Here is an 11,930-nt window from a genome sequence, read left to right on the forward strand (position 1 = left end):
GCCTTCATCTGCGGCTATGGCCTGTCGCGCATCTTCGTCGAGTTTTTCCGCGAACCCGACCAGCAGCTCGGCTATCTCCTCGGCACCAACTGGCTGACCATGGGCATGATCCTGTCGACGCCGATGGTGCTGGCCGGCATCTGGGCAATGGCGACCGCCAAGCCGGTGCCGCAACCCCAGCCGCAGGCGACATGACGCCGTTGAAGACCCGCATCGTCGACCTGATCGAGGCGCTCGGCCCCCTTCCCGTCAACGAATACATGGCGCTGTGCCTGTTCGACCCCGCCGACGGCTACTACACGACACGCGAGCCCTTCGGCGCTGCCGGCGACTTCATCACCGCGCCGGAGATCAGCCAGATGTTCGGCGAACTCGTCGCCGTCTGGCTCTACCAGGCCTGGCTGGCGACGGRTAAGCCGATGCCGGTGACCATTGCCGAGATCGGCCCGGGCCGCGGCACGCTGATGAAGGACATGCTGCGCACCCTGTCGCGGCTTGATCCCACGCTGACCAATGGCGCCGTCTTCGCCATGATCGAGACCAGCCCGCGCCTGACCGAGGTCCAGAAACAGACGCTCGGCGCGACACCTTTCGCGGTTGGCTGGCACGAGACCATCGAGACCTTGCCCGATCAGCCGCTGCTCATCGTCGGCAACGAATTGTTCGACGCTGTGCCGATCCGCCAGTTCGTCCGCGCCGGTACGGGCTGGCGCGAGCGCATGGTCAGCCTGGACGACGAGAATGCCCTTTGTTTCTTCGCCGGCGCCAGCTCGGTCGACCCGACGCTGCTGCCCGTTGACGCCGCTGAAGCGCCGCAAGGGGCGGTCGTCGAGATCGCTCCCGCCCGCACCGCGCTGATGGCGGCCATTGCCGAGCGCATGGCCCGCCATGGCGGCGCCGGCCTGTTCCTCGACTATGGCCATCTCCAGCCGGGTGTCGGCGACACGCTGCAGGCCTTGCGCCGGCACAATCACGAAGATGTGCTGGCCAATCCCGGCGAAGCCGACCTCACCTCGCATGTCGATTTCGCCGCCCTTGCCGCGACCGTGCGCGCGCATGGTCTCGACGCCCATCTGTCGACGCAAGGCAATTTCCTGCTCGGCATGGGCATTCTCGAGCGCGCCGGCCGGCTTGGCGCCGATGCCGGCCAGGCGGCACGCGACAAGATCACCGGCGATGTCGAACGCCTTGCCGGACCGCAGGCCATGGGCGAGCTGTTCAAGGTGCTTGCGGTCCTGCCGCGCGGTGTGCCGATCCGGCCCTTTGCCACGGCGGATTGACTTTTCACCGCTGCCCCTCCCAATCTCCCGTCCGGCAAAAGAGCGGCCGAACCGCCGGCCACCTCGCTTCCGGACTTTTTCTTGACGAAACCGCCCACACGGACAACAACGCCCGCATGCTCACTCAGACCAAACCGGATCCCGTTCGGTCGCCGCTGCTGGACAAGGCGCAGGCACAAGGCATCCGCCACGGCTATTTCACCCGTACAGGCGGCGTCTCGACCGGCATCTACCAGGGCCTCAACATCGGCACCGGATCGGATGACGACAAGGCGCTGGTGGCCGAGAACCGTGCCCGTGTCGCCGCCTGGATGGGCGTGCCGACGAGCCATCTGTTGACCGCCTGGYAGATCCATTCCCCCGACGTCATTGTCGTCAGGGAACCCTTTGCCGGCGAACGCCCCAAGGCCGATGCCATCGTCACCGACCGGCCGGGCATCGCCATCGGCGCCTCGACCGCCGATTGCGGCCCGGTGCTGTTCGCCGATGCCGGGGCGCGCATCATCGGCGCGGCGCATGCCGGCTGGAAAGGCGCCTTCACGGGCGTGCTGGAAAACACCATTGCCGCGATGGAAAGCCTGGGGGCCCGGCGTGAAAACATCGTCGCCGTGCTCGGCCCCTCGATCGGCCCCGAAAACTACGAAGTCGGGCCGGAATTCGTCGCCCGCTTCGTCGAGGTCGACGCGGAAAACATCAGCTACTTCGCGCCCTCCGCCACATCAGGCCATGCCATGTTCGATCTCAACCGTTACACGGTCGACCGTTTGGCCAGGGCCGGCGTGACCGCCGAGGGCCTCGGCCGCTGCACCTATGCCGAGGAAGATTTGTTTTACTCCTACCGGCGCACCACGCACCGCAAGGAGCCCGATTACGGCCGGCAGGTTTCGGCCATCGTTTTGGAGAAGGTATAATGGCGCTGCATTTTGAACGATCGGAATTTGACGCGCGGCGCGACCGGCTGATGATCGAGATGGCCGAGAAGAAACTCGACGCCATCCTGCTCTTCGCGCAGGAAAGCATGTACTGGCTGACCGGCTACGACACGTTCGGCTTCTGCTTCTTCCAGTGCCTGGTGGTAAAGGCCGACGGCTCGATGGTGCTTCTGACCCGTTCGGCCGACCTGCGCCAGGCGCGCCACACCTCGATCATCGACAACATCGTGCTGTGGACCGACCGCAACGGCGCCAACCCGGCGGTCGACCTGCGCAATCTGCTCAACGATCTCAACCTGCTTGGCGCCCGCATCGGCGTCGAATACGACACCCACGGCCTGACCGCTTTCAATGGCCGCCGGCTGGACGAGCAATTACAGACTTTTGGCCAGATCGCCGACGCCTCCGGCATTGTCGGCCGGCTGCGCCTGTTCAAGAGCCCGGCCGAGATCGCCAAGGCCGAGAAGGCCGCCAACCTCTCCGACGATGCGCTGGACGCGGCGCTGCCGCTGATCAAGCAGGGCGGCGACGAAGCGCTGATCCTGGCCGCCATGCAAGGCGCGGTCTTTGCCGGCGGCGGCGACTATCCGGCCAACGAGTTCATCATCGGCTCCGGTGTCGACGCGCTGCTCTGCCGCTACAARGCCGGCCGCCGCAAGCTGACCAAGAACGACCAGCTGACGCTGGAATGGGCCGGTGTCTTCCATCATTACCATGCGCCGATGATGCGCACCGTGCTGACCGGCAAAGTGTCGAAGCGCCATCAGGAACTTTTCGACGCCGCGCGGGCCGCTCTTCTCGCCGTCGAAAAGGCGATGGCGCCGGGCAATACATTTGGCGATGTCTTCGACGCCCACGCCCGTACCATGGAGACGCACGGCCTGACCAAGCACCGGCTGAACGCCTGCGGCTACTCCGTCGGCGCCCGCTTCACGCCGTCCTGGATGGACATGCCGATGTTCTATCAGGGCAACCCCGAGCCGATCGCGCCGCACATGACGCTGTTCGCCCACATGATCATCATGGATTCCGAGACCGAGACGGCAATGACGCTTGGCCGCACCTACCTGACCACCGAATCCCAGCCGAAGCCGCTGTCCCGCCATGATCTCGACTTGATCGTACAGTGAATCCATAATGGGAGGCGTTCTTCGCCAAGGAGTTAGAAGGCAAATGAGACGATCGCATGTGACGACCGTGTCATTGCTTGTGGCATTGGCTCTTGCCGCCTGCACCAACGCAAAGGACGTTCTCGAACCTTCCGCCATCACCCCGCCGGCGACCTCAGCGCCAGCGACGCCGGGCAGCACTGCGGCCACGGTTCCCGCGCCATCGCCGACCGCGCCTGCTGCCACCACTGCTGGTGGCGCAACCACCGCGCCGCTGACCTCAGCCCAGAGCGCTGCCATCCTGTCGAAGACCCGGCTGCAGATCGCGCCGATCGTCGGCGCTTCGGTGGAGGCCGCCACGCCGCTGACGGCGGAACTGCAGACGCGGGCCAAGCAGCGTGGCATCACGCTTGCCGGCAGCGCCGACCAGACCGCGACCCATGTGCTGAAGGGCTATTTCTCGGCGATTTCGGAAGGCAAGGACACCACCGTCATCTATGTCTGGGACGTCTACGACCCCGCAGGCAACCGCCTGCACCGCATCAACGGCCAGATGAAGGCGCCTTCGGTTGGCAATGGCGGGGGCGCCGACAGCTGGAAGGACGTCTCGCCCGCAACCATGCAGGCAATCGCCGACCAGACCATCGACCAGTTCACGGCATTTCTCGGCGGCAAGGCGGGTTAGCAAGGCGTGCTGGAGTGTTGCCTCTCGGCGATGGCACCAACCTTTCTTGAGTTTAGCCGGCGGATTCCCAATCTCGACGCTTGCAATACCGGCGCGGGCCGCTAAAAGCCCGGTTAAAAGGTACGGGAGAGTCTGTCAGGCCTTCCCATCCTCCACCAGGAACGGTGCATGAAACTCTTCGCGGGCAATTCCAACAGAGTGCTGGCCGAAGCGGTCGCCCGCTATCTCAACATCCCGCTGGGCAAGGCCAGTGTCAGGCGCTTCGCCGACCAGGAAATCTTCGTCGAAATCCAGGAAAACGTGCGCGGCGAGGATGTTTTCATCCTGCAGTCGACCTCGTTCCCGACCAACGATCACCTGATGGAACTGCTCATCATGATCGACGCCTTCATGCGCTCCTCGGCCAAGCGCATCACGGCGGTGATTCCCTATTTCGGCTACGCCAGGCAAGATCGCCGCGCCTCGGGCCGCACGCCGATCTCGGCCAAGCTGGTCGCCAACATGATCACCCGCGCCGGCGTCGACCGCGTTCTGACGCTGGACCTCCATGCCGGCCAGATCCAGGGCTTYTTCGAYATCCCGACYGACAATCTGTTCTCSGTGCCGGTSATGGCCCGCGACGTGAAGGCGAAATACAAGCAGCTCGGCAATGTCGTGGTGGTCTCGCCCGATATTGGCGGCGTGGTGCGGGCGCGTGCGCTGGCCAAGCGCTTCGATGCGCAACTCGCCATCGTCGACAAGCGCCGCGAGCGCCCGGGCGAATCGGAAGTCATGAACATCATCGGCGCCGTCGCCGGCAAGGATTGCCTGCTGATCGACGACATCGTCGATTCCGGCGGCACGCTGTGCAATGCCGCCGATGCGCTGCTGGCCAACGGCGCCACCAGCGTCACCGCCTATATCACCCATGGCGTGCTGTCGGGCGGCGCGGTCGCCCGCATCAGCGGCTCGAAGCTGCAGGAACTGGTGATCACCGATTCCATCCAGCCGACACAGGGCGTCCTCGACGCCCCCAACATCCGCGTCATCTCGATCGCCGACCTGATGGGCGAAGCCATCTCGCGCACAGCGACCGAGGAATCGGTGTCGAGCCTGTTCGACTAAAGCGAGACGCACTGAACCAGGACGATCTTGGTCTCGATAGAGATGGGTTTGCGCATGTATCAAAGCCATCATCGGGCACGTTCAGTTTGCTCTTTCCCGTCTACTTCCCTTTGGCGTTGACGCAGCCGCTTGACGTACGCTGAATCAACGAGGTTCTCTGACGATAGGCCTAAGGCGCAATTCGCTAGTGAAGCGTATGTGCTATCGGTTAGCTTTAGACCGTTCGGTATCGCGCCATAGTTCTCGCAGCTATTTTCCAGGATCGCGGCAAAAAGTGCTTTAAAAAAATCAGAGAGAGATGGTCGCAAGGCGCTGGTTCCTGCTGCCGTAAGCGGATCGGCGGCCAGTGCACTGGCTTTGTCGGCGTCAGTTGCCAACTCCCGCACGAAATCTCCCAGTGTTGGCCAATATTTCAGGTCGAATTGCCCACTTAAGTTGGCAAGCTTTTCGCGCACCCAGGAATCAAAAAGGTAGTTATCCCGGGCTGCAGCCTCAATCACACCGCATACGTCGTAATGTGTGTCGGTGTAGAATTGAGAATGGTTGTGAAGATCGGATCTTTCGTCGAGGAGGCCGGCCAAATCTGCCGCCTTGGTAGCGATCTCCCGGTTTACTACCTCAAGCCGCTCCTTTCCCTTCCGGGTGGCAGCAAGTTTATCCGGGCTCCAGAAGGCAGCTGCGCTCAAAAGGGTACCAAGGAACGACTCTAGCGCACGACACTGATCGTGCAATTTCTCATGGAGTTCATTGTAGACATCGATCAGTTCCGCCCTTCGCGATAGAAGGCGTTCTGCGACGGCATTTTCACTCGGCAGTATTTGGTGCTCGATATTGTATCGTATTCCCGAGCGCAAGATTTCCTCGCAGATTGCTGTCGGCTTTGCCGGGGACATCATGTTTCCTCGTGAGTTGGTTGAAATACCGCTTGACGCTACCGCACACAGGCAACCTGTGCGGCACCTGAGCAAAGAATTATTTCTTTGTTTCAGGTACCTAGCGCCAACCATGATCGGTCGCCGTTTCCTTGGTGCGCCTTCGGTCTTCTGCATTGTACCGCGAGCAGAGGTTTCCTTACGCGCTTGCCATGGCATACTGCCCCTCCAAACAATGGAGGAGGTGCAGATGACAATCCGGCGGAGGACTTTGCTCGGGCTTGCGGTTTCGATCGCGGCTGTCTTTTCGGCACCGGCGGCCTGGGCCGCCGATTTTCCGGACCGGACCATCACGATGGTTGTCCCCTTTTCCGCGGGCGGCTCGACGGATCTGGTCGCCCGTCTCGTCGCCARCAAGATGTCCGAAAACCTCGGGCAGCAGATTGTCGTTGAAAATGTTGGCGGGGCCGGCGGCAGCATCGGTGCTGCCCAGGTCGCCCGGGCCGAGCCGGACGGCTACACGATCCTCATGGGCACGGTTGCGACGCACGCGCTCAACCCTCTGATCCTCAAGACCAAGCCCTACGATGCGGAGAAGGATTTTGCTCCGATATCGCTGCTTGTGCTGGTGCCGAACGTCCTGGTCGTAAACCCCCAGTTTCCCGCCAAAGACGTCAAGGAACTGATCGAGCTGTTGAAGAAGGACCCGGACAAATACGCCTACGCCTCATCGGGCAATGGCACCCCGCTGCATCTGTCGGGCGAGCTTTTCAAGACGATGGCCGGCGTTGATATGCAGCACATACCCTACAAGGGCGCCGGGCCGGCCTTGAACGACGTTATCGCAAACCAGGTGCCGATGATGTTCGACAACCTGCCGTCTTCATCGGGCCATATCAAGGGCGGGACGCTCAGGGCTCTGGGCGTCACCACCAAGGAGCGCGTGCCCTCCTTCCCCGATTTGCCGGCAATTGCCGAAACCATTCCGGGCTACGAAACCTATAGCTGGAACGCTCTGTTCGCACCCGCGGGCACCCCGGCGGACGTGATCGAGGTTCTTCACAAGGCAGCAGCCAACGCGCTGCAGGATCCCGATGTGATTGCGCGCATGGGCCAATTCAGCGCCTCGATCGTGGCCTCCAGCCCCGAAGAGCTGGCAACGCATGTGAAGGCTGAACTCGCCAAGTGGGAGCCGATCGTCAAGGCCAGCGGCGTTCAGATGGATTAGGGCGTCAATGCGCACTCCGGCGCTGCTTACTATGGCGCCGGAGCCTCCAATCGAGGCTGCGTCCGCCGCATGCCTTCGCCGTCTCGCGTGCCACGCATATAGCCGCGCGGCGAGGAGCCCAGCATGCGCTTGAACATGGTGATGAAGGCCGGCACGCTGTCATAGCCCAAGTCGAGCGCCACCCGGGTGATCGGCTCGCCATCGGCGAGCCTGGGCAGCGCCGCGAACAGGCAGGCCTGCTGGCGCCATGTCGACAGCGACAGGCCGGTCTGGCGCTGGAAGGCGCGCGTGAAGGAGCGCCGGCTCATGCCGGCGGCATCCGCCCATTCGTCGATCGTCGCATGCGGCGAAGGTGCGGCGACGAAGCGACGGCACAGTATCGCCAGCCTCGGATCGGACGGGAACGGCAGCCCGAGCGGCCGTTCCGGCAAGGTCGGGATTTCATGCAGCAACAGGTTCATGATCAGCCCGCCGCGCCCTTGCAACTCGCCGCCTTGCGGCAGTTTCTCCGATTCCACGATCAGGCTGTGCATCAGCTCGGTGACGCCGACGACGCGCAACCCTTCCGGCAGGCCGGGAATCGCGCCCGGCATGACATAGACCGAGCGCATCGAGACATCGCCCAGCATCTCGACGGAATGCTCCGTGCCGGCCGGAATCCACATCGCGTGGTCGGGCGGCACCATCCAGCGCCCGTGCCGCGTCGTCACCAGCACGACGCCGACCAGCGCGTGCAGCAACTGGCTGCGGCTGTGGYGGTGYTGCGGCACATGGTAACCGTCGGGATATTCGGTCGGCAACGCCACCGCCGGCCCGGCGACCTCCTCCAGCCATTGCCAGCGACTCTCATGCAATTGGCCGAGATCGGCGTTGCCGGCGCGAAAGATTTCCCTGCCATGTGGCATTGGGTATGGCCCACTTGCGAAACTATTGGACCAAACCACGAAAGAAGTCGCGCTGCAAGCAGCCTATAAGGCAACCGTCTCTAAGGCGGCTGCAGGCGCATCCGCCAGATTGCCTGCGGGCGTGCCCGCCAAAAAGACCACGGAGCCACCCTTGACCGATACGACAGCCGCCAGCGTCGCGCCACCAGCGCCCACCAGTCACACTTCCGCCCAGGCGACGGCCTTCACCGTCATCCTGGCAGTGAGCTTCTGCCACGGCATCAACGACATCATGCAGTCGCTGCTATCGGCCATTTATCCCTTGCTGAAAGAGAATTACGGCCTCGATTTCTGGCAGATCGGCCTTCTGACCTTCACCTTCCAGGTGACCGCCTCGCTGCTGCAGCCGGTGATCGGCATGATCACCGACAAGCGGCCGATGCCCTATTCCTTGCCCTATGGCATGGCCTCGTCGCTGATCGGCCTGGTCGTGCTGGCCTATGCCGGGCACTACTATCTGCTGCTGCTCGGCGCCTCGCTGATCGGCATCGGCTCGGCGATCTTCCATCCGGAATCCTCGCGCATCGCCCGCTTCGCCTCGGGCGGCCGCTTCGGCCTGGCGCAGTCGCTGTTCCAGGTCGGCGGCAATTTCGGCCAGTCCATGGGGCCGCTGCTGGCTGCCTTCATCGTCGTGCCGTTCGGCCAGACCAGCATCGCCTGGTTCGCCGTCGGCTCGCTGATCGGCATTGTCGTTCTGTGGCAGGTCGGCGGCTGGTACAGTCGTCTGCGCGCCGCGCAAGGCACCCGCAAGGCGGCAAGCTTCGTCTCGCCCTTCCCGCGACGCAAGGTGATGAACGCGCTGATCGTGCTGACCTTGCTGGTGCTGAGCAAGAACGCCTACATCGCCAGCCTCGCCAGCTACTACACCTTCTATTCCATCCATAAGTTCGGCGTGTCGGTGCAGATGTCGCAGATCATGCTGTTCCTGTTCCTGGGCGCCTCGGCGCTGGGCATCCTGCTCGGCGGCCCGTTAGGCGACCGTTATGGGCAGAAGGCGATGATCTGGTTCTCGATCGTCGGCGTGCTGCCCTTCACGCTGGCGCTGCCCTACGCCAACATGGAATGGACGATGGTGCTCACCGTGCTGATCGGCCTCATCCTGTCGTCGGCCTTCTCCAACATCGTCGTCTTCGCGCAGGAACTGGTGCCCGGCCGCGTCGGCATGATCGCCGGCATCTTCTTCGGCTTCGCCTTCGGCATGGGCGGCATCGCGGCCGCCGTGCTCGGCGTCGTCGCCGACATGAAGGGCATCGATTTCGTCTTCCAGATCTGCTCGTATTTGCCGTTCCTGGGCCTGCTGACGGTGTTCCTGCCGAACATGAAGGAAGCCCGCAAGGCTCAGGCGGCCGCCTAGACCCGGCCGACCCTCAATTGATGCAGAAGCACCCGCCAGCCGGCGGGTGCTTTTTCTTTGCCGTTCCCTGTGAATTCAAGTCTTGAAGAAGGCCAGCAGGTCGGCGTTGATGACATCGGCATGGATTGTCGCCATACCGTGCGGAAAGCCCTTGTAGACCTTGAGCTCGCCCTTCTTGAGCAGGTTGATCGACAGCAGCGCCGAGTCGGCGATGGGAACGATCTGGTCGTCGTCGCCATGCATGACCAGTACCGGCACGTCGATCGCCTTCAGATCCTCGGTGAAGTCGGTTTCCGAGAAAGCCTTGATGCAATCATAATGCGCCTTGGTGCCCCCCATCATGCCCTGGCGCCACCAATTGTCGATGACGCCCTGCGAGACCTCGGCGCCCGGGCGATTGAAGCCGTAGAACGGACCGGCCGGAACGTCGCGGAAGAACTGGGCGCGGTTGGCTGCCTGGGCGGCGCGGAAGCCGTCAAACACCTCGATCGGCAGGCCGCCGGGATTGGCAGCTGTCTTGAGCATGATCGGCGGCACCGCACCGATCAGCACCGCCTTGGCGACACGGCCGCCTGAGCCGTATTGCGCAACGTAGCGCGCCACCTCGCCGCCGCCGGTCGAGTGGCCGACATGGATGGCGTTCTTGAGGTCGAGATGCGCGGCAAGTTCGGCCACATCGGCGGCATAGGTGCCCATCTCGTTGCCGATATCCGTCTGGGTCGAGCGGCCATGGCCGCGGCGGTCATGGGCGATGACGCGGTAGCCTTGCGCCAGGAAGAACAGCATCTGGGCATCCCAGTCGTCGCTGCTCAACGGCCAGCCATGATGGAAGACGATGGGCTGACCGGTTCCCCAGTCCTTGTAGAAAATCTGCGTGCCGTCCTTGGTGGTGATCGTGCCGCTGCCGGAGCCGGACTTTGTCTGCGAAGCCATCTCAATCTCCTTTGATTGTTTTCGCGATAAACAATATCGCGATATCGATATGGCTAACGCAGGTCGAAAGCCTTGTCTACAAAAATATATATCGCGATATCATTTTTCGTGGTACATATTCCGTGATTAATCGGCAAAGGAATGCGTCGTGCCTCTCCCGTTGGACAATCAGCTCTGCTTCACGCTCTACGCCACCTCAATGGCGATCAACCGCACCTACAAGCCGATGCTGGACGAGATGGGGATCACCTATCCGCAATATCTCGTGCTCAACGCGCTTGCCGAGGCCGACGGCATGTCGGTCGGCACGATCGCGCACCGGCTCGCTTTGGAATCGAGCACCATCACACCGCTGGTGAAGCGGATGGAACAGGCTGGTCTGGTGACCCGCCAGCGCAGCCAGACCGACGAGCGCCAGGTGCAAGTCGACCTGACATCAGCTGGACGTGCGCTGCTGGTCCAGTGCAACTGCCTCAATGAGACCCTGATAGAGCGCTCCGGCATGACGCTGGCGCAACTCGATGCGCTGAACCGCCAGATCCAGGCGCTGCGTGATGCGCTGAGCAGCGGTCAGGGGTAGCCGATGCCAGGCGCTCCCGGGCGCCAATCTTGCTGGGCCAATGGTGGTTGGCAATGTTGTGGGCTGTGATGAGCGCTGGAGTGGCGGTACCGTTCCCATAGTTTTCACGTGCCGAAGCGGTGCCAACCAACTCGCATGACTGATGTAGTTGTCCTCTGATGACCATTGCTGATTGTAAATTCGAAATGGGATTGCGATAAAGAGGGCATTGACACTATCATACTTGTTGTGAGGGAATAATCTGAGGGCGAATATTGCTTGAATTTAAAATTGCTAGAGATCCGCCGGCGAGTGCGTTTCCATGGGAACAAATACTCACGTGGGCACCCCATCTTTTTTGGGCGGCTGTCGCTCTCACTATATTCTTCGTCATAGGCCCATCGCGAATCCGCGAAGCTTTCTCTCGAGCAACGAAGGTTGGCTTCGGGGGGTTAGAAGTGGAATTTAAGTCGGGGATCGAGCAGGCGGCGAAAGCCAAGCAGATCGATCTTCCAACCCAACTCCGAGATCAATTGGCAAGGCGGCTCGATCGACTGCAACATCTCATCGCTTCCGCGCGTATCTTATGGATCGACGACCATCCCGATGGCAACGCCATCGAGATGGGCCTCCTTCATAGTCTCGGTGCGACGATCGATCTGGCGAGCTCCGACCGGAATGCCAAGCAACGTCTGGAGTCGGCAATTTACGATCTGGTGTTGTCTGACATGGCGCGCGGAGATGACCATGGTGCCGGACGAAAGTTTCTTCCGCAGGTAAAGAGCGCCATGTTGAGCCCGCCCCTCATTTTCTACGTCGGAAAGCCGGAGCCCTTGCCCGCTGGCGCATTTGGCCTGACCGTCCGCCCAGACGAGCTTTTCAATCTCATCTTGGATGCCCTAGAACGACGGAGGGGCTGAATGTACATCC

General features: G+C 62.3%; 13 protein-coding genes. 10 read left to right on the forward strand and 3 right to left on the reverse strand.

All coding sequences use genetic code 11. The annotated features are described in order from the left end of the window. The 6 genes from AC1DX0_RS21915 to AC1DX0_RS21940 form a co-directional block, all read left to right on the forward strand. The coding region (locus tag AC1DX0_RS21915; protein WP_477356838.1) for a prolipoprotein diacylglyceryl transferase family protein at positions 1–195 on the forward strand (195 nt) is incomplete at its 5' end. Then, positions 192–1,280 (forward strand): class I SAM-dependent methyltransferase, encoded by a 1,089-nt coding sequence (locus tag AC1DX0_RS21920; protein WP_477356840.1) that lies wholly within the window; start codon positions 192–194, stop codon positions 1,278–1,280. The genes AC1DX0_RS21915 and AC1DX0_RS21920, both read left to right, overlap by 4 nt. Positions 1,281–1,396: 116 nt before the next feature. Beyond that, positions 1,397–2,191, forward strand: a complete 795-nt coding sequence (gene pgeF / locus AC1DX0_RS21925; protein WP_477356842.1) for a peptidoglycan editing factor PgeF — start codon at positions 1,397–1,399, stop codon at positions 2,189–2,191. Then, on the forward strand, positions 2,191–3,342 hold the full coding sequence (locus tag AC1DX0_RS21930) for a M24 family metallopeptidase (RefSeq protein WP_477224071.1): 1,152 nt from the start codon (positions 2,191–2,193) through the stop codon (positions 3,340–3,342). The genes pgeF and AC1DX0_RS21930 overlap by 1 nt, the downstream gene beginning before the upstream one ends. 43 nt (positions 3,343–3,385) lie before the next feature. Further along, entirely contained in the window at positions 3,386–4,006 is a 621-nt protein-coding gene (locus AC1DX0_RS21935) for a hypothetical protein (protein ID WP_477224072.1), read from the forward strand. A gap of 168 nt (positions 4,007–4,174) precedes the next feature. After that, positions 4,175–5,110 carry a ribose-phosphate pyrophosphokinase gene (locus AC1DX0_RS21940; protein ID WP_019860650.1) on the forward strand — a complete coding sequence of 312 codons (936 nt, stop codon included), beginning with the start codon at positions 4,175–4,177 and terminating at the stop codon, positions 5,108–5,110. 68 nt (positions 5,111–5,178) lie between these two features. Here the strand turns inward: AC1DX0_RS21940 and AC1DX0_RS21945 are convergent, their stop codons facing one another. Further along, a complete protein-coding gene (locus tag AC1DX0_RS21945; RefSeq protein WP_477224073.1) occupies positions 5,179–5,964 on the reverse strand; it encodes a hypothetical protein in 786 nt (261 codons plus the stop codon). A gap of 253 nt (positions 5,965–6,217) precedes the next feature. On the opposite strand from AC1DX0_RS21945, the gene AC1DX0_RS21950 reads away from it, so the two are divergent. Beyond that, on the forward strand, positions 6,218–7,210 hold the full coding sequence (locus tag AC1DX0_RS21950; protein ID WP_477356848.1) for a Bug family tripartite tricarboxylate transporter substrate binding protein: 993 nt from the start codon (positions 6,218–6,220) through the stop codon (positions 7,208–7,210). A gap of 29 nt (positions 7,211–7,239) precedes the next feature. Here AC1DX0_RS21950 and AC1DX0_RS21955 read toward each other — a convergent pair whose 3' ends face one another. After that, complete coding sequence (locus tag AC1DX0_RS21955; protein WP_477356844.1) at positions 7,240–8,115, reverse strand: AraC family transcriptional regulator; 876 nt, start codon at positions 8,113–8,115, stop codon at positions 7,240–7,242. 151 nt (positions 8,116–8,266) lie between these two features. On the opposite strand from AC1DX0_RS21955, the gene AC1DX0_RS21960 reads away from it, so the two are divergent. Then, the gene (locus AC1DX0_RS21960) at positions 8,267–9,508 is read left to right on the forward strand and encodes an MFS transporter (protein WP_477356846.1); all 1,242 of its coding nucleotides are present in this window, start codon (positions 8,267–8,269) and stop codon (positions 9,506–9,508) included. A gap of 75 nt (positions 9,509–9,583) precedes the next feature. Here the strand turns inward: AC1DX0_RS21960 and AC1DX0_RS21965 are convergent, their stop codons facing one another. Then, positions 9,584–10,441 (reverse strand): alpha/beta fold hydrolase, encoded by an 858-nt coding sequence (locus tag AC1DX0_RS21965; protein WP_477224076.1) that lies wholly within the window; start codon positions 10,439–10,441, stop codon positions 9,584–9,586. Positions 10,442–10,589: 148 nt separating this feature from the next. Here AC1DX0_RS21965 and AC1DX0_RS21970 point away from each other — a divergent pair, with 148 nt between their 5' ends. Beyond that, a complete protein-coding gene (locus tag AC1DX0_RS21970; protein WP_477224077.1) occupies positions 10,590–11,021 on the forward strand; it encodes a MarR family winged helix-turn-helix transcriptional regulator in 432 nt (143 codons plus the stop codon). Positions 11,022–11,458: 437 nt separating this feature from the next. Beyond that, positions 11,459–11,920, forward strand: coding sequence for a hypothetical protein (locus AC1DX0_RS21975; protein WP_477224078.1), 462 nt, complete (start codon positions 11,459–11,461; stop codon positions 11,918–11,920). Positions 11,921–11,930: the final 10 nt, after the last annotated feature.

The sequence above is a fragment of the Mesorhizobium sp. P3_A9 genome (assembly GCF_056402975.1).